The following is a 19,406-nucleotide window of genomic DNA, read 5'->3' as shown; positions in this document are numbered from 1 at the left end:
GATGCTTAAAAATTGGATTAATACATTTATTTTCCATCTCAAAAACAACAAGTTCTTTACCGCTTTAAACATTTTGGGCTTGAGTATTGGCATTGCTGGTTTAATCTTTTCGATTTTGTATTGGAATGACGAACAAAGCTACAATGACTGGAATCCTAATAAGGAAGTCGTTTTTCAATCTATAAGTCAGGTTAGTGCAGATAATTTTTGGTCAACCAATGTCTCTTCATTTGAAGATTATTTTAAAACCGATTTTAAGGAAATTGAAAGTTATTGCTATCTAGATACCTGGTACGGAGATAAAATACTTCAAGCTGGAAATAAAAAAGAAATTTGCAAAGTAACCGACGCTCAAAAAACCTTTTTTGAAATGTTTCCTTTTAATTTTATAAAAGGAAACTCGAAAACAGCATTAAGAGATGAAACTTGTATCGTTATCTCCAAAAATACAGCTTTACGCTTATTTGGAAACGTCGATGTACTTGATAAAACAATTACTTTTTACGATAAAAAACTAATTATTACGGGCGTATATACCATTCCTGGAAAATCTTCTACGGCCCCAGATGCTGTTACAAATCTTATAGAGGAACGTTTGCATACTGAAAAAGACAATTGGGGAAATTTTAGTTATGGACTATTACTGAAATTACAAAATACTGCAGACGCTGAGAAAGTGAAGGCTAAAATGGAAAATTTACTTTACCAAAATCGAACTGTAAAATGGGCCAAACAAGAAGGCTTGACAATTAAAGAATGGCAGAAAAAAAATGGTGTTGAGAAAATGAAAATATTTCTCGAACCATTAAAAGATGCCAGATTGCATTCAATTACAGACGGTTACGCTGAAGGCAAGGGAAATTATCAGTTTTTATTGATTATGATGGCACTTTCTTTTCTAATTTTAATTTTGTCTTTATTCAATTACATTAATTTAGCCACTGCAAATGCCATAAAAAGAGCCAAAGAAGTTGGAGTTCGAAAAATCGTTGGTGCAACAAACGGGAATATTGTTTTACAATTTCTTTTCGAAACAACTATTACAACCGCCTTCGCAATTCTTTTGTCTTTAGTTATAGTTGAATTATCACTGCCTTTTTACAATAATTTTCTAGAAAAAAATCTGAGCATTACAAGCCAATATTTTTTTTATGAGTTAATAGTCATCTTTATTATTACGGTTATTATTGCCGGAATTTTTCCTGCGGTTTATATTTCGAATTTCGAAAGCTTAAAAGTACTCAAAGGAAACTTTAGCAGAAGTAAAAGCGGCATATGGCTTCGAAATGGAATATTAGTGTTGCAATTCTCTATTGCCTTCTTCTTTATAATAGGATCATATATTGTTTACGAGCAAGTGCAGTTTTTAAATGAAAGAGATTTAGGCTTTAAAGGCGATCAGGTTTTAGAAATAAGATATAAAAAGCCTTATTTTGATAATAATGATCCTAAGGCCGACGAAAGATTATATAAAAGATATGAAACTCTAAAGCACGAAATTTCAAAAATTAAGGGCGTTTCGCAAGTAAGTACAGGTGCTTTTTCATTCGCAACAGGAGGCAGCACCTCATCCACTTTTAACTATAATGATAGAGTTATTCAGGGTCAAAATATGGGAGTTGATTATGGTATGCTGGAAATGCTCAAGATTAAATTAAAAGAAGGACGCTATTTTAGTAATCAAATTGCTTCGGATAGTATTGATACTGTGATGCTAAACGAAACAGCATTGAAATTAATGAATGAGAAAAACCCGATTGGTAAAATTGTGCAATGGAATCAGCAAAAACTTAAAATTGTTGGAGTTGTAAAAGATTTTAATCTCTGGGGACCAAAAGCAAACATTCCGCCCATGGTATTTTTTCATCTCAAAACCGTCGATTGGATGAATTTGAATGTCAACCATATTTTTGTAAAAGTTAAACCAAACGATATACAAAATACAATTGCTGTCCTTGAAAAATTTTGGCAGAAAAACATCGATTCAGATTATCCTTTTCATTATGATTTTGTTGATAAAGCTTACGCCAGAAATTATAAAGAATACGTGAATCAGAAAAATCTCTTTTCATTATTGAATGTCATCGTAATTCTCATTGCCCTTTTTGGACTTTTTGCCTTGGCTTCTTATTCTATTCAAGGCCGAATGAAAGAAATCGCCATTAGAAAAACTCTCGGTGCCGAAACCCCTGTTTTACTAAAAGAACTTTCTAAACAGTATATCATTCTATGCCTTACAGGCTTTTTAATTTCCTTGTTTCCTGTTTACTATCTGCTAAACAAATGGCTTGAAGATTTTGTGTTTAGAATAGAGATTTCTGTTTATCCGTTCCTAATTGGTTTCATAGTTTTATTATCCTTAACCCTAATTGTGGTATTGTCACGCACTTATCAAGCCACAAAAGTCGATGTTTTAAAATATCTAAAATACGAATAACATGATTCAAAATTATATACGAATATTTATATACCATATCAAAAACAATAAGTTGTTTTCGATTTTGAATGTTTTGGGATTATCCATAGGAATTGCAGGTTTGATTTTTGCGATTCTTTATTGGAATGATGAACATTCTTATGATGACTGGAATCCTAATAAGGAAAATGTCTTTTTAGTCGCTAATCAAATGGATCCAAAAACATTTTGGGCATCCAGTTCGGCGCCAATTGGTTCTGCTATTAAAAATGTAAGCCCTGAAGTAGATTCTTATTGTTATGTAAACGGAAATTACGATGACGAAATCATTCATTTTAATGGTAAAAAAGTACAGTCAGACAAAGTTCTTGTGGCACAAAAAAGCTTTTTTGACTTTTTCCCGTATCAATTTATAGAAGGGAATGCCAAAACAGGTTTAGCAGACAGCAATAGTATTTGTTTGTCTGAAAATTTGGCTGCACAGCTATTTGGAAATGAAACCGCACTTGGAAAAAAAATAGTTTTAAAAGATCAGATTATGATTGTTAGGGGTGTTTACAAACTGGATAAAAAATCGATTGTAAATCCCTCCTGCGTAGTTAACTTTATGGATTCCAAAATAAAAAACACTATTCAGCAATGGGGAAATTTTCAATTTGTTCTTTTATTAAAACTAAAAAATCCCGCTGATGCAGTATTGGTTACAAAGAGTTTGTCTAAGATTTATTACGATAACATGACGGCGCCACGAGCCAAATTTCAAGGATTGACTCCAGAAGAGTTCATTAAAAAATTTGGAGAAGTAAAACCTCATCTCGAACCTTTGTCTTCTATTCGTCTGCATACAAAAACCGGCGGTCTTGTAGAAGTTAACGGAAATTACCAGCTTCTATTGATTTTTGTTGGATTATCCATTTTGATACTGATATTGTCTATTGTTAATTATGTTAATTCTGCTACAGCAAACGCTATAAAAAGAGCTAAAGAAATTGGTGTGCGAAAAGTTATTGGTGCTTCTAAAGCGAATATTGTGCAGCAATTTATTTTTGAAACGACAATAATTTTACTGTTTTCTATTTTAATATCTCTTGTAATTGTTGAAATTTCAATTCCCTATTATAATGTTTTTTTAGAAAAAACTCTTGTATTAAAAGGTGGACAATTCTATTTGCAGTTAGCTGTTATTTTTATAATAATTGTGCTGGCAGCAGGAATACTGCCTGCTGTTTATGTCTCTAATTTTGAGGTTTTAAAGGTTTTAAGGGGGAATTTTATGAGAAGTAAAAATGGAGTATGGCTTCGAAACGGAATGTTGATCTTTCAATTTGCCGTAGCTGCTTTCTTTATTGTTGGGTCTTATATCGTAAATGAGCAGATTGATTACATGAATTCAAAAGAATTAGGTTTCAATGGAAATCAAGTTCTCAATATTTCATATCGAAATATATATGGAGAAAAAATTACAGATGAGATGCGATTTAAAAAATATACTAGTATCAAAAATCAGCTGCTTCACATAAAAGGTGTTAAACAAGTTGCAGGCGGTGGATTTGTTATGGGAAACGGAGCAAAGTCTGTAATTTCATATCATCATAAAGATATCAATATCGACGGAAATAATGTTCCTGTAGACTTTGGACTTCTTGAAATGATGAAAATAAAACTAGTCAAAGGCCGCTATTTACAGCCCGAATATTCTCAGGATACTATTAATTCGATGCTGATTAACGAAACTGCTTTAAAATTATTGAATGAAAAAGATCCGATAGGAAAAAAAATAAACTGGGACGGAAAAGAAGTAATTATCGTAGGAGTTGTAAAAGATTTTGATATAGGAAATCCTGGTGAAGCTATTCCTCCACTATCAATATTTCATTTTAAAAGTATTCCGTGGTTTAACAGCCTTGTGAATAACATCTATGTAACGGCCGATCCTAAAACTATGCAGCAGACTATTGCCTCTATAGAAAATGTATGGACAAAGAAAATCGATTCTGATTATCCTTTTGAATATGATTTTGTAGATAAAGAATATAAAAGGTCTTATAGTGCTTATGTGAAACAAAAGAATCTTTTTTCTCTACTAAATATAATAGTTGTTGTTATTGCTCTAATCGGATTATTTGCTTTGGCTTCGTACTCAATCGAAAGACGAATGAAAGAAATTGCTATTCGAAAAACACTTGGTGCCGAAACCATGATTTTACTAAAAGAGCTTTGCAAACAATATATTCTTTTTAGCATAGTAGGATTTTTTATTGCTTTATTCCCTGTCTATTACCTATTAAACAAATGGCTAGAAAATTTCGCCTATAGAATTTCTATTTCAATTTCTCCATTTATAATTGGTTTTACAGTTTTATTAGTATTAACGCTCTCCGTAGTTCTTTCCCGAGCTTATCAAGCCACAAAAGGGGATGTCTTAAAATATTTAAAATACGAATAAATCTAATTAAGATGACAAACAAAAAAGCTGTGTTTTACACAGCTTTTTTTCATTTATATAATTTAGTAGTAATAATTAAAAATTAAAAATCAAAAATTAACAATCGACCATCAACAACAAACAATTAACAGCAAACCATTAACCATTAACCATTAACCATTAACCATTAACCATCAACAATTATTTCTTCGTAAACCCTTTTCTAGTCATTTCTCCCCAGCCTTTCGTTCCCATAATTTTTTCTTTATAACCCACTAATGCTGCGTAAACAGTAAGCGGATGAAAATACAACGGTTCAATGAAAGCTGCCATAAGAAGTTTAAAGAAATCAATTTGTTTTGGATATTTATGATACGTTCGTTCTTCGCTGAACAAAGCGATAACCGAGAAGAAAACGGCAAACGAATACACAAATAACAAAAGCAAAAAGAAAAAATGCCAGTTTAACAGACCAAATATTATAAAGAACAGAGTGATTATAAGACCAATAAATTCAATTGCCGGAGCTAAAAACTCAAACAAAGTCCAATACGGTACGCTCAACATTCCTAATAATTTGTATTTAGGATTGAGAAACATCCTTTTATGAATACCCAGAGTTTCTATAGTTCCTCTCATCCAGCGGCTGCGCTGTTTCTTGAAAATATTAAAATCTTCTGGAGCTTCTGTCCAGCAAAGCGGATCTGGGATATAGCTCACCGCATAAGGAAGCTTGTTTTCCAGCATATAGCGGCGCATTCTTACAATGAGTTCCATATCTTCCCCAACGGTTTTTGTGCTGTAACCTCCTGCTAAAATTGCTACTTCTTTATCAAATGCTCCAAAAGCGCCGCTGATCAGCAGTAAACCGTCCAATCTTCCCCACGCCATTCTACCCAACAGAAAAGCTCTTAGATATTCTAAAACCTGAATTCTTGGCAGCATACGATCTGGAATATTAACCTCAACCAATCGTCCGTTTTTAATAACACATTGATTGGCAATTCTAACAACACCGCCCGTAGCAATAATACGTTTTCCTTGTGATTCTAAAAATGGTTTTGCCAGTTTTAAAAGTGAATCTTTATCTAGAATACAATCTACGTCAATACAAACAACATAAGGATATTCCGCAATATTAAGTCCGACATTTAAAGCGTCGGCTTTACCACCATTTTCCTTATCTACTACAATTAATTTTTTATAGGCACCATTTCTTGATTTATAAATGCCCTTTATCTTTTTAGTTTCTATTTTAGAATGAATTTCAACTTCTGTCAAAACAAGATCATAAGTCTTAATAAGGATTTCCATTGAATTATCCTTGCTCCCATCATTCACCACAATTGCTTGATAATTATTATAATTAAGAGACAAAAGCGATTTTACGTTTTCTTCAATAGTTAAACCTTCATTATACGCAGGTGCGATTAAAGAAAGTTTTGGTGCAAATTCACTGGTAAGAAGCACACTATAATCTACAAAACTATTTTTTTTGAGATAACTTCTAAGTTCTTTTGTAGACAGATACGCTAAAATAAGATACGAAGACATAATCAGTATCGCATAACCGAGTATCAGGAGTATATATCCGTCTAAAAACCATGTTATATCTGTATTAAAAAAAGTCATTTTCTATAATTTTATACCGTTAATGTCTGCAAAATACTTTGGGCTTCGTATTTTATGTTCAGGTTTGGCGCTTTAGCTTCCAGCTGTGCCACAAAAGGAATTTTCTGTGTCAGCTTCAGTTCTTTTATCAGTTTTAATCCAAGCGCAATAACAGTTGTGTTTTTTGATTCCAGAAGAAGTTCAACCCCTTCTGTGTCGCCTATATCGTGTCTTTTAAAAGCATCGATAATATTTAGCTGCGTCCATTCGTCTATTGGGTCAGAATGTTCTACCAGATATACAATACTATTTGTTCCTGCAAGCTTGATACAAGCATTTATGGCCGTAATTTTTAAAGTCTTATTCCTTGCTTTTGAGTAGGTTATAATAGTATCAAATGCACTTGTGATATTAAACTCTGCAAGTTCTGTTATTCCTTTGCATTTTACTTCCCATTTCAGACTTTTAAGTTTTTTAAAAGAGCCTTTTATCAAGTTAGAATCTTTATAAAACTGTTCGAGCTTTTGCGCATAAACGCCTTCATAATTTTTATGAAGATTTATAATGGATTCTGTAAGGACTTCTCTAAAAAATGAAGTATCTAAAAGAACCAAAAAGTTTTTATTTTGTTTAATGTCTGAAAATGAAATATCCTCAAAAATCACCGATGTCATCAGCTGATTAATTTCTTTATCATACTCAATTCTAAGCCTTTCTCTTTTTATTTTTGTATTTCGGCTTGCCACAATAAGCAGGTACAAAACAAATGATGCACATACAAAAATGTAGATGCAAAAGGTTAAAAAAGGCACCTCCCAGCTTCCGTTTTTATATAATTCCCAGATATCTGTCATTTTAAAAACGTTTTGTTACAATTAGCTGCACATTAAATCTATTTCTATATTCTCCCGGAACATATTCTTCTCTTTCATATAAGAAAATCGGGCGCACAAAAAAAGACTCTCCAAAACGATGCTGATACTGAATTCCTGCTCTATAAGCTTTTAAAGGCTGTGTGAAATTGTTATAAAGATATAAGTAAGGAACATTTCCGTACTGCAGTTCCAGCCTTATCAGGCGCTCTTTTTCCTCATTTACTTTTTGCAGACTTAAAACGTGAGAGAATAATTCGTTTGACGTGTCATAATATGGTCTATAAGCTACCGTGTAAACTTCTGCAGTATAAGCTAATTGACCTGTAAGCAAAGTAATATCGTCTGTTTCAAAATGCATAAATCGCGCTCCAAAAGAGTAATCGAATTTTTTGTGAGGCGCAAAATAATATTCTAATCCAGCTTTTGCAACGGGAAATATGGTTTCGCCAGTTGAAATACCTCCATTTGCATACAAATAACTTTTGTTTGAAAAGGTTTGATAATAATCGGCTTCGAATAACATCTGCGTATCGTCATTAATATGTCCGACATTAGCACGCCCAACAATGGCGGATTTGCTGAATTTATGTGAATATTCTACATATCCATAATGAAATGGCGACTGTCCAGGTTCTGAAGTGGAAATATTCAAATAAGAAGCAGAAACCGTATTTTTTGCTTTGCGTCCTATAAGTGTGCGTATGCCGCTGAAAGCTTGTGTGCTATTATCGATAAAGGATGCTTTTTCTATCAATTCTAATGCTTCTTGGTCACGATTCAGTTTTTCCAAGCAAGTTGCCTTTATTCTTAAAACATCAATAGATTTTGGATCACTTAAAAGATATTTATCACAATAAATAATACATCTTTCATAATCCTCAGACCAAAAATAAATATTGATAATTGCTTGAAGAGCTTCTGGATTTGGATTGGCGCGATCTGCCATTGGAGACAAAATTTTGGCTGCCGTTTTATAATCTTTTTTCCAGCTGTAGATTCGTCCGGCGTATACTTGAATATCTTCGTTTTCAGGAAATTTGGCACGCAGAGGTTCAATTAAAGACAAAGCTTTATCGAAGTTTTCTTTTTCAACTTCTCGTTTTACATTGGCCAGCGTTTCATCAATAGATAATTCCTGTCCAAATGCAATGGAAGAAATAAAGAGCAGTAAAATTGAATGATATATAAACTTCATTAGAAACGTTTATTTAGTAATTTATTAATCCTTACCAACAATACGGCTGGACTAACAGGTTTAGCAATAAATTCATTTGCACCAATGTCAAAAGAATCAAGTTCTGTTTGTTCTACGCCAGAGGATGTCAGTATAATTATGGGAGTATCAGAATTAATATGCTGTCTGACATATTGCGTGATTTCCATACCGCTTTTGCCCGGCATGTTTATATCTGTCAATATTAGATCATAGTTATTGGTTTCTATCGCATGTAATGCTTCTTCTCCATCCGAAAACTGATCAACACTAAATCCTTTAGATTCTAAGAAAAAAGATAATGATTTGCGTAGGATATCATTATCTTCTGCTAAAATAATTCTCATTTTTTTTATATTTTTTCTTGGGGCAAACTTCTATTAAAACATCATTATTGTAAAGCTATAGCTTATTTCTCTTTTATCATAGCTCTTTTAGAATTTTTACGACTTCGATAATACCGCAGTGTAAAATATTGACTTTATCTAAAGTTTCGCTGGTAAATTCTCCTGCCGAAGCTTCTTCTTCAATTACAGCAGCGCAATTACTAAGATCTTCAAGCATAAAAATATCCAGACTGGATTTCATATTATGAGCCAGTTTTTTTACGGTATCGTGATCGTCATTATGGAATGCTTCTTCTAACTGCGCCGTTTGAGCAGGAATTTTTTCTATAAAAAGACCAATCATATCGCGCCTGAAATCAGGATCGCCGCAAGCCATTTCGTCCAGAAAAGAAAGATTTACAACTCTTTTGTGTATGACTTCGTTGTTTGGATTCATTACCGTTTTTATTGCTTTTAAAAGAACCGACTGTTTAAAAGGTTTTGGTACATAAGCATTCATTCCTACTTTGTAACAGCGCTCCTGCTCTCCAACTAAAGAATGTGCTGTCATGGCTATTATAGGAACTGACGAATTCATTTCATTTCGAATATAATCTGTAGTCTGATAACCGTCTTTTACCGGCATCTGCAGATCCATTAGAACCAAATCATATTTGTTTTGAGACAAAAGTTCTATTCCTTCTTCACCGTTATGCGCAATATCCAGATCAAATCCGAAATTATTAATTACGCTTTTTGCAAGCTTTTGGTTTAAAATATTGTCTTCACAAAGCAATATTTTTAGATGTCCAAGATCATTTTTAGATATTGGTTTAGGAGCAGTTTCTTTATTCTCGGCTTTTTTATAAGTAAGTAAAAAGATAAATTCAGAACCACGGTTTGGCTCGCTTTTTACGCTGATTTCACCATTTTGCAATTCGATTAACTGTTTCACGATATTAAGTCCCAGACCAGTACCGCCGTAAGTTCGCGTAGTACTTTCTTCTGCCTGGGTAAAACGCTCGAAAATAGTGGTAAGTTTATCTTTATGTATACCAATACCAGTATCTTTTACAGAAAACTTCATTTTATAATTATCTTCCGTTTCTTCAACTTTTTTTACAGAAACCGTTACTTCACCTTCATTGGTAAATTTAAGTGAGTTTCCTATAAGATTAACCAATATCTGGTTTAGTCTTCCTTGGTCACCAACAACAATATCAGGCATTTCAGCATCTAAAAACAAATTAAACTCTACTTCTTTCTGCGTTTTTACTTTTAATAAATCGTAAGCATGTTTAAGTGTTTTCTTCAAATTAAAGGGTTCAGAATCGATTGCTAAATTCCCCGATTCAATTTTAGAAAGATCCAGAATATCATTTACAATCAACAGCAGATTTTCTCCTGCTATCTGCACACTTTCTATGTAATCACGCTGCACTTCGTCCAGTTCTGTCTGAGCTAAAAGGTCGGTAAAACCAATAATAGCATTTAGAGGTGTTCTAATTTCATGGCTCATATTGGCCACAAAACTATCTCTAGCCAATACTGCTTTTTCTGCAATTTTTTTCTGAGCGTCTAATTGGGCATTCTTTGTACCAAGTTCTAACTGTGCAATGACGTGTTTGGCAACTATTGAAAGTGCATTTCGCTGACTTTCATTAAGTTGTTTAGTAACATGATCTATAGCGCACAAGGTTCCAATATTATATCCGTCAGGGGTTGTAAGCGGTACTCCTGCGTAAAACCTAACATTAAATCCGCCAGTAACATTGGGGTCATTTTTAAATTTATCGTTTAAATGTGTATCGTTAATTTCTACCATTTTCGATTCCATAATGGTATAACGGCAAAAAGAGATATCACGCGGTACTTCTGATACTCCAATGCCAATTTCAGACTTAAACCATTGTCTGTTCTCATCTATAAAAGAAATATGAGCAATAGGCACACCACAGATATAAGAAACGAGTTTGGTTGCATCGTCAAAAGCATGATCTGGAAGTGTATCTAATATATTGTAACGTTTTAATGCGGCTAAACGTTGTAATTCGTTATCGGGAATGGGGAAATCGTTATTCATGGTATTAGTAGATAAAGTCCACAAAGATAACTCAATTTAAACTACGGCTTCATATTTTGCCTTTAGTTTTAGTCGTCTTAACATAATTTTTTGTTTCATTACAAATTTTTTCAAGGTCATTACAAAATTGAAGTGATGCTATTGGGCACTAGCTGATTTTGTTATAAAATTGCGCAGATTTTATAAACTAATCTCTGTAAAATGTCTTTTTATGATCCATTTTTCTACTAAAAAGACATCTTTATAAGAGTGTAAATTAAAGCAAAATGAAAAATTTTAGAAACAGTATTTTTTACATTGGAGTAATTGGAGGATTCTCCGTTTTGATGTATTGGATAATTTTAATGGGAGTAAAACTTGAAACAGGCCGAAATCTTAAAATTCCAACTTCAGATAAAAGTCAATGGGGCGAATTTCTAGATTCTCTTATTAAAAACTTACACCATCCTTTAGCACTTTTGTTAGCGCAGATCGTAACAATTATTTTTGTTGCCCGTATTTTTGGATGGATATGTATCAAAATAAAACAGCCTGCCGTTATTGGAGAAATGATTGCTGGAATTGTAATGGGGCCGTCATTAATAGGAATGTATCTTCCTGAATTTTCAGCCGTATTGTTTCCAGCAGAATCACTTGGAAATCTTCAATTCTTGAGTCAGATTGGTTTAATCCTTTTCATGTACATCGTGGGAATGGAAATCGACATGAAAATTCTACGAAATAAAGCTCACGATGCTGTTGTAATTAGTCATGCGAGTATTATTATTCCGTTTGTATTAGGAATGGGACTTGCCTATTTTATATATGATGAATTTGCCCCTGCAGATGTACAATTTACATCTTTTGGTTTGTTTGCCGGAATCGCTATGAGTATTACTGCTTTTCCGGTGCTTGCCAGAATTGTGCAGGAACGCGGTATTCATAAGACAAAACTCGGAACCATTGTAATTACCTGCGCGGCGGCAGATGACATTACTGCGTGGTGTATTTTGGCGGTTGTAATTGCCATTGTAAAAGCAGGATCTTTTGGAAGCGCCATTTATACTGTACTTTTAGCATTAGGTTATGTTTTCTTAATGATAAAGGTGGTTCGTCCTTTCTTAAAAAGAATTGGTGATCTATACGCAGCAAGCGAAAAATTAAGTAAACCTATTGTTGCTATATTCTTCCTAACTCTTGTTGTATCTTCTTATCTAACTGAAGTTATCGGAATTCATGCTTTATTTGGAGCTTTTATTGCGGGCGCTATCATGCCTGAAAATATTCGATTTAGAAACCTATTTATTGAAAAAGTAGAGGACGTTGCTCTTGTTCTTTTATTACCATTATTCTTTGTTTTTACAGGTTTAAGAACTCAAATAGGTTTATTGAATGAGCCTTATTTATGGAAAATCGCAGGATTAATTTTTGTTGTTGCCGTGGTTGGTAAATTTGTAAGCAGTACACTTGCGGCAAAATTCGTGGGACAAAACTGGAAAGATAGTTTGTCTATTGGTGCATTAATGAATACCAGAGGTTTAACAGAATTAGTTGCATTAAATATTGGTTACGATTTAGGAGTTTTGAGTCCAGAATTGTTTTCGATGATGGTGATTATGGCTCTTGCAACAACTTTTATGACGGGACCAACTTTAGATTTAATCAACTGGCTGTTTAAGTCCGGGAAAAACGAAACAGAAGAAGATACTGCTTTAAAGAATAAATATCGAATTCTATTGTCGTTTGACAGACCAGAATCTGGAAGAGCTTTACTAAAAGTTGCCGACGGTTTAACGAGCAAAAGAGCAGATAGTTCTGAAATTACCGCTATGCATTTTCTTCCAACAGAAGAACTACACCATTATAATACAGACGTTTACGAAACAGAAAAATTTAAAGATGTTATAGATGAGTCTACCGCTTTAAATAGAAATATTACTACAATGTTCAAAGCTTCTTCTGACATTGACAGCGAAATTGTAAATGTTGCCAACAAAAGCAAACATGATTTACTGCTGGTTGGAATTGGAGAATCTATTTATCAAGGAAGTTTACTGGGACGTGTACTTGGATTTACAACCCGAATCATTAATCCTGAAAAAATTATAAACACTGTAACCGGGAAAGAAAATATATTAGAATCGGCTCCTTTTGATGATGGGACAAGACAAATTATTGCCAAATCTCAAATTCCCGTTGGAATCTTAATTGATAAGGATTTATCTCAGATAAATACCATTTTCATTCCTCTTTTTAGTTTAAAAGATTGGGATTTGATTCAGAATTATGTTCAAAAGTTTATCCAAAACCTTGAAGCCCGCATTATAATTTTGGATGTTGAAGGTAAAATTATGGAAGATTTAGATACCAAAGAAAAAATTAGATTAATGGAACAGGCTGCACCAAATCAGCTTACATTAAGAAAAGAACAGCCGGTAGAAAAAGATTTTCTGGAACAGAACGATCTTATGCTGATTTCTATTGATGGATGGAAATATTTAATGGATACCAAAAGTTGGTGGCTAACAAATATTCCATCAACTTTAATCATTTCTGAAGATAAAAAATAAGAGTTTGTTTTTTGAGTTTAGAGTAAAAAGAGCGTTTTTTAAAAGACGCTCTTTTTTTTTATTTAAAGCTTAAGTATTTGTTTAAGCTCAAGCGTAGTTGTTTGAGACGAAATTACTTTGGGAGCTTTAGCCAGTTTTTCTGCTAAAAATGCAGTAGAAATTGGTGTCATATTTTTAAAAAGACCGATACTATTAAAAAATTTAATCACTTTAATGGAAACTTTTTCTCCTATGCGGTCTGTATGTGGGCGAATTAATGGTCCAGGCCTGAAAATTATATAGTGAGGAAAATGAAGCTCTTTTATAAAATCTTCCAGTTTTCCTTTCATTTTAGAATAAAAAACACTGCTTTTCGCAGAAGCTCCATAAGAAGAAACCAATACAAAAGTCCCGACTCCGTTTTTTTGAGCCGCCGCCGCAAATGCCGCAGGAATATCGTAATCAATTTTCCACTGATTGTCTTTTGAACCTGCATCTTTTAAGGTAGTTCCTAGACAGGAAAACAGCACATCTCCCGTAATCAAATCCTGAAATGAATTAACATCTGAAAAATCAACTACATGTTCCCTAAGTTTTGGATGTGATTTCCCAAAGGAACGTCTCACAAAAACTGAAACCAAAGTATACTCATTATCTTCTAAAAGCTTATCTACGAGTTCTTTTCCTGTTGCTCCTGTTGCTCCAATTACCAGTGCTTTCATATTTAAATTGTTTTATAAGTAAATATAATCATCTTTTTAATCGAAAAAACACCTTTACTAAGTTAGTAAAGAGGTTATAAAAGAGGAGTTTAATTTACTGATTTGAATTTTAAGAATATTTCAAGTCTTTGAAAATCATTTTATGTTATGCTTTTATTTTCTTGACTTTCTCCAATTAACAGCATTAAAAGAGTAAGAAACCATCAAGTAACTCCAAAAGGATAATTTGTTTTCATCCTGCACTTTTGGGAGGTTTTTCATTGAATCTGTTGATTTATAAAAGGAGAATGCAGCGTTGATTTCCAGCTCTTTTAAGGGAATATATTTTACTGAAAAATCATTTTCAAATCCTAGAAATCTCGACATATCCTGATTCGAACTATCGACTAATGGGTATTGAGTATAAAAAAGATGGAAATCGTTACGAAGCGATAACTTTGTGTTTAAAGGAAAAGAAGCAAATAGATAAGGATTTACCAAACCTTTTCCCCCGACATCCGCTGGAAAACGGGTAAAAACATTCATATTTCCATTAAATTTCCAAGTAACACCATACAAAACGTCAAAATCTGAAGTGTTATCAATGCTTAATTTAGAACTGCTGCCGCTAATAATTTCTGCACCTAAACGCCAAGTTGATTTTTGCAGTGACAGCTTAACCTCCGGCTGAAAATAGCAGGCAAGCACATGCTGCCCTTTCTGATTTTGTCCAAATTGCAGGTAGCTGTTTAAAGTATAGTACCAATGATTCTTTTTATATTCAATTCTTCCTCCTGTTGTTGCTCGGGCGTACAAAGTTTCTGCATTTGTTTTTTCTAAAAAATCAACCGTACTGCTCGAATTGAAAGATAAGTTTTGATGTGGGCTATAACTAAAATTATACACCATCATGTACTTGTACTTATTGGATGCCACAGGCGAATAAGCAGCCTCAAAACTAGTATTGTAATTTCGTGTAAACAAAAAGAAAAAATCGTTCATAAAATACTTGGAATATTTCATGATTCTAATTCCTTCATGCGATCTTCCCTGCTGTGCCCACGGAGCATCAGAAAATAATCTGCCATTATCCAATAAAATACTCTGCCTTCCTAAACGAAAATTTATATTTCTAAATTTAGTTTCTAAAAACAATTGATAAAAATTAACACTTCCGACTTTAGAATTAGAATTTTCATTATCCCAGAGATGAATTTCCTGAATGTCAGATTTTAAAAACCATTTTTCTTGGGAATACTGCATTGAAATCCTATTTCGCTGTGTAATATAAAAATAAGGATCGATAGAATCGTTGGGCGGCAGTATGTAATTGGAAGTGTATTCTGCTCTCGGACGAAGTTCTATATTCACTACAAACTGCTTGGCTATAGTATCAATTTCCTGCGCGCTGACGTGATTACCAATCGTGGTAAAAAAACAGAAAATGAAAAAAGATGCAAAGGTATTTTTTGGCACTATTTGAAATTATACTATAGAATTGATCTACAAATGTAATTATTGTATATGATTTCACTCGTAGAAATTTAACTTTAAAAATTATATTGTAAATGATTATTATCGTAATATTGCAATATACAATTACATAAAAATGGGAGCAACTAAAACAGAACATTTTACAGATGCACAAAATCAGATTGCTACAATTGCTAAAGCGCTTGGACATCCTGCTAGAATTGCCATTATAGAGTATTTATTAAAAGTGAATGAATGTATTTGCGGCGATATAGTGAATGAATTACCGCTTGCACAGCCAACAGTTTCACAGCACTTGAAAGAACTTAAAAATGCAGGCATTATTAAAGGAAATATTTCAGGAAATTCTATTTGTTACTGTATTGATGAAAAAGCAATTGAAATCTTAAATACTTATTTTTTAAACATTACTCAAAATCTTTCAAAATCTAAATGCTGCTAGGCATTTTTTTTGACAAAGTATATCGCAATATTGCATTAAACCAATAAAATAAGATATCATGAAATTATCAGAAGTAAAACAAATTTTACCAACATTAGAAAATGTTGAATTTCAATTAGAGAATGGGACTTTCGTTCCTGAACATTTCCACGTAACAGAAGTGGGAATAATCAAAAAGAACTTCATAGACTGCGGCGGAGTTATTAGAAACGAAGAAGTGGTAAACTTCCAACTTTGGAATGCAAATGATTTTGAACATCGTCTAAAACCAAATAAATTGTTGCATATTATAACTCTTTCTGAAGATAAACTTGGTATTCAAGACCTTGAAATTGAAGTAGAATATCAAAGCGAAACTATTGGCAAATATGATTTAGATTTTAATGGAAAAAACTTTGTCCTTAAAAATAAAACAACAGCTTGTTTAGCGCAGGACGCTTGTGGCATCCCAGCTGAAAAGCAAAAACTAACTCTAAGGGAATCAGTAGATAACAGTTCTTGCTGTACACCAAATTCTGGATGCTGCTAATAATGAAAGCACTAATTATTAAATATAAAAAACCTATTATTATTACCACTTCCGTTGTTGTGCTGCAAATTATTTTTGGCTTTGAACCCAAATTTTGTATCATCAATATCATTTGGTTATTCGTTTAAACATGGAAAAGAAAATACTAATACTTTGTACAGGAAATAGTTGCAGGAGCCAGATTGCAGAGGGCTACATGAGACATTTTGCAGAAAATAAAGCCGTAGTTTACAGCGCCGGCGTAGAGACACACGGAGTAAACCCGAAGGCAGTTTTTATAATGAACGAAGATGGAATTGATATTTCAAACCACACTTCAAATAATATAAATGAATATACCAATATTGATTTTGATTTTGTGATAACGGTTTGTGATAACGCAAAAGAACGCTGCCCATTTTTTCCAACAAAAGCGCAAAAATTTCATTATAATTTCCCCGATCCTGCCAAAGCAGCTGGCACGGATACCGAAGTCGAAGAAGAGTTTAGAAACGTAAGACAGTTAATAAAAGAGTATTGCAGAAATTTTGCTGCCGAAAATTTAGTCTAAAACTTATTTAATAAAACCATTCTTTAACGGGAATGGTTTTAATTTTAATCATGATTCACCATTTGGCGAAAAAGCATTAAATCTCCGTTACTATTTTTTTTCCAAACGTTTATACTTTTTCCTTTTACATTACCGCTCTTATCTCCATCGCTCCAATCGACACTGTAGTAGCCAAATTCTACAATTGCTTTTTGAGTTTTGATAATTCCAGAAGTTTGAATCGAAATTTTATCGATACTTAAAGTTCCTGGTTTTTCGTGCTCTGTAAAATAAGCCGTAATTTCTTTTTCGCCAGATAAAATAGGAGTGTAATAGGTTAAGTACATGGCATCAGGCAGAAACATTTTGGCATGCTCTCCTCCTAACCTGTTTTGTACTAATCTTTTTATGGAATTGTTTCTTTCTATCACTTCTAAATCTAATTTATCTGAGGTAACGAACTCTTTTGTGGGAGGAACTACTACATCATCTATTTCGGGAATAAACTTGTCCTCTAAATAACTATTTGAACCCCATATTTCTGCAGCAATTGTCATTGGTTTATTGTTGGAAACTTTTTTCCACAAAACCATATATTTTCCTGAATACGTGTATGGTTCTATGTTTCGCTTCTTCAGATTTTCTGTAAAATTTCCAATTTCTAAAAAGTAGTTGCCAAAATCTTGTAATTCAAGAATAGTCCTTTGATACGAAGTAATTTTTGCCTGATCCAGCCATTGTTTATAAAAATCAGCAATACTTTTTTTTCCTATTCTCTGCCTGCTGTGCTCTGGCATAAAAATTGTTTGTTCCGTGTAAGCTTTTAATAAAGCATTATTGTTTCCATCATTAAAAGCTGTCGCAAAATAAGAATTGTAATCTTCTATCTGCTTGCGAATATTCGGATCTATTTTGTTTTCTTGTGCAATAACTCCCAATGCAAAAAGAAAAAAGGTAAAACTAAATTTGATCATATCCAGTTCTTTTTAATTGACAAACAAATATAAAACATTAATATTCAATGTTTTAAAATAAATCAAAAATATAGAACGCGACTAGCTTACTTCTATTTTGCATTAAACTTTTCTGTTTCTTGGATTAAATTCTTGATAAGAATTCCTGTTGAAATTTCGGGATAATCAGTAATCGACTGACCCGCCCAAATACTCACAAAATCTGGATTCTTTGCAAGTTTAGAAGCCTTTCTCAATTCGGCGGTCAATTTATTTTGGTAAGGATACGGCAGAACGAATTCTGTATTCTCAACTTCTTCCATAAAAGCATTTCTAATTCCTCGTGCATATCGGCCCGAAAAACTTTTAGTTAATACAATTTCATTTTCTTTTAAATTTCTAAGCCGTTGTTTTTCAAAATCCTGTAAAGCACTTTCGGCAGAACCTAAAAACAAACTTCCTATTTGAAAACCATTTGCACCGAGCAATTGTGCCGCCATTAAGGTTTTCGCATTGTAAATGCCGCCCGCATAAATAATGGGCGTTTTTACAGTTTCTGTTACTTGAGACAACAGCGACAACCCTCCTATCTGCGGAATCGTTTCTTCTAGAAAACTTCCCCGATGTCCGCCAGCTTCAATTCCCTGTACACAAATAATATCAATACCGCTGTCTTCTAATACAACAGCCTCCTCAACAGATGTACAAGTTCCTATTAAAAGCACATTATTTTCTTTTAATTTAGAAATGCTTGCTGTATCTAAATTGCCAAAAGTGAAACTTACAATACGGCAGTTTTCTTTCAGAATCACTTCAATTTGATCATGATAATCAGTTAATTTAATTTCGCTTAAAAGCGGAAAGTCAGCTTCAATTCCAGATTTTTGAGTGAAGTTTTTTAAAAATGCTTTTGTCTTATCGTAATCAGTCTGGAGTTTTGGCGTAACAGCATCAATTTTATTTAGAAAAATATTTACTGCGAAAGGCTTGTTCGTTAATTTTTTTGTGGCTTTTATCAATTCGATACATTTCTCTGCCGGAAGATCTCCAAGCGCCAGCGATCCCAAAGCTCCCGCATTAGAAGCTTCGGCAGTCATTTCTGGAGTTGTAACACCCAGCATCGGCGCTTGTATAATTGGATAATCAATTCTAAATAAGTTGGTTAAATTATTTTTCCATTCCATAATATTTGATTTTTGTATGAAAGCGAATCTTAAAAAGGTTCTCATTTAAGCACATAAAGATAAGTCAGATTCAGAGATAAAACAGTAAATCCTCATT

15 protein-coding genes are annotated in these 19,406 nt (G+C 33.2%); 6 read left to right on the top strand and 9 right to left on the bottom strand.

The window, feature by feature from the left end; genetic code table 11:
• The first annotated feature begins 1 nt into the window (after nucleotide 1).
• Entirely contained in the window at nucleotides 2-2,437 is a 2,436-nt protein-coding gene (locus tag HYN86_RS13550; protein WP_113678511.1) for an ABC transporter permease, read from the top strand.
• 1 nt (nucleotide 2,438) lies between these two features.
• On the top strand, nucleotides 2,439-4,862 hold the full coding sequence (locus tag HYN86_RS13545; RefSeq protein ID WP_113678510.1) for an ABC transporter permease: 2,424 nt from the start codon (nucleotides 2,439-2,441) through the stop codon (nucleotides 4,860-4,862).
• A 180-nt stretch (nucleotides 4,863-5,042) separates the two neighbouring features.
• On the opposite strand, the gene HYN86_RS13540 is transcribed toward HYN86_RS13545, so the two are convergent.
• From HYN86_RS13540 to HYN86_RS13520, 5 genes are all read right to left on the bottom strand, one after another.
• A complete protein-coding gene (locus HYN86_RS13540; protein WP_113678509.1) occupies nucleotides 5,043-6,473 on the bottom strand; it encodes a glycosyltransferase family 2 protein in 1,431 nt (476 codons plus the stop codon).
• Between the two features lie 11 nt (nucleotides 6,474-6,484).
• Nucleotides 6,485-7,306 carry a hypothetical protein gene (locus tag HYN86_RS13535; protein WP_113678508.1) on the bottom strand — a complete coding sequence of 274 codons (822 nt, stop codon included), beginning with the start codon at nucleotides 7,304-7,306 and terminating at the stop codon, nucleotides 6,485-6,487.
• Between the two features lies 1 nt (nucleotide 7,307).
• The gene (locus HYN86_RS13530; RefSeq protein WP_113678507.1) at nucleotides 7,308-8,522 is read right to left on the bottom strand and encodes a YaiO family outer membrane beta-barrel protein; all 1,215 of its coding nucleotides are present in this window, start codon (nucleotides 8,520-8,522) and stop codon (nucleotides 7,308-7,310) included.
• On the bottom strand, nucleotides 8,522-8,887 hold the full coding sequence (locus HYN86_RS13525) for a response regulator transcription factor (protein WP_113678506.1): 366 nt from the start codon (nucleotides 8,885-8,887) through the stop codon (nucleotides 8,522-8,524). Before HYN86_RS13525 ends, HYN86_RS13530 begins: the two co-directional genes overlap by 1 nt.
• A gap of 76 nt (nucleotides 8,888-8,963) precedes the next feature.
• Nucleotides 8,964-10,949, bottom strand: coding sequence for a GAF domain-containing hybrid sensor histidine kinase/response regulator (locus HYN86_RS13520; RefSeq protein ID WP_113678505.1), 1,986 nt, complete (start codon nucleotides 10,947-10,949; stop codon nucleotides 8,964-8,966).
• A gap of 266 nt (nucleotides 10,950-11,215) precedes the next feature.
• Between HYN86_RS13520 and HYN86_RS13515 the strand changes: the two genes are divergently transcribed.
• Complete coding sequence (locus HYN86_RS13515) at nucleotides 11,216-13,498, top strand: cation:proton antiporter domain-containing protein (protein WP_113678504.1); 2,283 nt, start codon at nucleotides 11,216-11,218, stop codon at nucleotides 13,496-13,498.
• Nucleotides 13,499-13,560: 62 nt separating this feature from the next.
• Here the strand turns inward: HYN86_RS13515 and HYN86_RS13510 are convergent, their stop codons facing one another.
• A complete protein-coding gene (locus tag HYN86_RS13510) occupies nucleotides 13,561-14,199 on the bottom strand; it encodes an NAD(P)H-binding protein (protein ID WP_113678503.1) in 639 nt (212 codons plus the stop codon).
• Between the two features lie 153 nt (nucleotides 14,200-14,352).
• Nucleotides 14,353-15,654: an alginate export family protein gene (locus HYN86_RS13505; RefSeq protein ID WP_162789375.1), complete on the bottom strand. Its 1,302-nt coding sequence runs from the start codon at nucleotides 15,652-15,654 to the stop codon at nucleotides 14,353-14,355.
• A gap of 133 nt (nucleotides 15,655-15,787) precedes the next feature.
• Between HYN86_RS13505 and HYN86_RS13500 the strand changes: the two genes are divergently transcribed.
• The 3 genes from HYN86_RS13500 to HYN86_RS13490 all read left to right on the top strand — a co-directional run bounded on the left by HYN86_RS13500 (nucleotide 15,788) and on the right by HYN86_RS13490 (nucleotide 17,193).
• A complete protein-coding gene (locus HYN86_RS13500) occupies nucleotides 15,788-16,114 on the top strand; it encodes an ArsR/SmtB family transcription factor (RefSeq protein ID WP_113678501.1) in 327 nt (108 codons plus the stop codon).
• A gap of 58 nt (nucleotides 16,115-16,172) precedes the next feature.
• Entirely contained in the window at nucleotides 16,173-16,643 is a 471-nt protein-coding gene (locus tag HYN86_RS13495) for a DUF6428 family protein (protein ID WP_113678500.1), read from the top strand.
• 130 nt (nucleotides 16,644-16,773) lie between these two features.
• On the top strand, nucleotides 16,774-17,193 hold the full coding sequence (locus tag HYN86_RS13490; protein ID WP_113678499.1) for an arsenate reductase ArsC: 420 nt from the start codon (nucleotides 16,774-16,776) through the stop codon (nucleotides 17,191-17,193).
• A 44-nt stretch (nucleotides 17,194-17,237) separates the two neighbouring features.
• On the opposite strand, the gene HYN86_RS13485 is transcribed toward HYN86_RS13490, so the two are convergent.
• A complete protein-coding gene (locus tag HYN86_RS13485; RefSeq protein ID WP_113678498.1) occupies nucleotides 17,238-18,146 on the bottom strand; it encodes a DUF4440 domain-containing protein in 909 nt (302 codons plus the stop codon).
• 92 nt (nucleotides 18,147-18,238) lie between these two features.
• Nucleotides 18,239-19,309 (bottom strand): NAD(P)H-dependent flavin oxidoreductase, encoded by a 1,071-nt coding sequence (locus tag HYN86_RS13480; RefSeq protein ID WP_113679946.1) that lies wholly within the window; start codon nucleotides 19,307-19,309, stop codon nucleotides 18,239-18,241.
• Nucleotides 19,310-19,406 lie beyond the last annotated feature (97 nt).

It is taken from the genome of Flavobacterium fluviale (genome assembly GCF_003312915.1).
Classification (GTDB): domain Bacteria; phylum Bacteroidota; class Bacteroidia; order Flavobacteriales; family Flavobacteriaceae; genus Flavobacterium; species Flavobacterium fluviale.
Note: the sequence above shows the minus strand (reverse complement) of the source record. Positions and strands in the feature narration are given on the sequence as shown.

Coding starts and splice junctions, on each gene's coding strand:
- HYN86_RS13550 (WP_113678511.1), top strand. CDS start 2: ATGCTTAAAAATTGGATTAATACATTTATTTTCCATCTCAAAAACAAC.
- HYN86_RS13545 (WP_113678510.1), top strand. CDS start 2,439: ATGATTCAAAATTATATACGAATATTTATATACCATATCAAAAACAAT.
- HYN86_RS13540 (WP_113678509.1), bottom strand. CDS start 6,473: ATGACTTTTTTTAATACAGATATAACATGGTTTTTAGACGGATATATA.
- HYN86_RS13535 (WP_113678508.1), bottom strand. CDS start 7,306: ATGACAGATATCTGGGAATTATATAAAAACGGAAGCTGGGAGGTGCCT.
- HYN86_RS13530 (WP_113678507.1), bottom strand. CDS start 8,522: ATGAAGTTTATATATCATTCAATTTTACTGCTCTTTATTTCTTCCATT.
- HYN86_RS13525 (WP_113678506.1), bottom strand. CDS start 8,887: ATGAGAATTATTTTAGCAGAAGATAATGATATCCTACGCAAATCATTA.
- HYN86_RS13520 (WP_113678505.1), bottom strand. CDS start 10,949: ATGAATAACGATTTCCCCATTCCCGATAACGAATTACAACGTTTAGCC.
- HYN86_RS13515 (WP_113678504.1), top strand. CDS start 11,216: ATGAAAAATTTTAGAAACAGTATTTTTTACATTGGAGTAATTGGAGGA.
- HYN86_RS13510 (WP_113678503.1), bottom strand. CDS start 14,199: ATGAAAGCACTGGTAATTGGAGCAACAGGAGCAACAGGAAAAGAACTC.
- HYN86_RS13500 (WP_113678501.1), top strand. CDS start 15,788: ATGGGAGCAACTAAAACAGAACATTTTACAGATGCACAAAATCAGATT.
- HYN86_RS13495 (WP_113678500.1), top strand. CDS start 16,173: ATGAAATTATCAGAAGTAAAACAAATTTTACCAACATTAGAAAATGTT.
- HYN86_RS13490 (WP_113678499.1), top strand. CDS start 16,774: ATGGAAAAGAAAATACTAATACTTTGTACAGGAAATAGTTGCAGGAGC.
- HYN86_RS13485 (WP_113678498.1), bottom strand. CDS start 18,146: ATGATCAAATTTAGTTTTACCTTTTTTCTTTTTGCATTGGGAGTTATT.
- HYN86_RS13480 (WP_113679946.1), bottom strand. CDS start 19,309: ATGGAATGGAAAAATAATTTAACCAACTTATTTAGAATTGATTATCCA.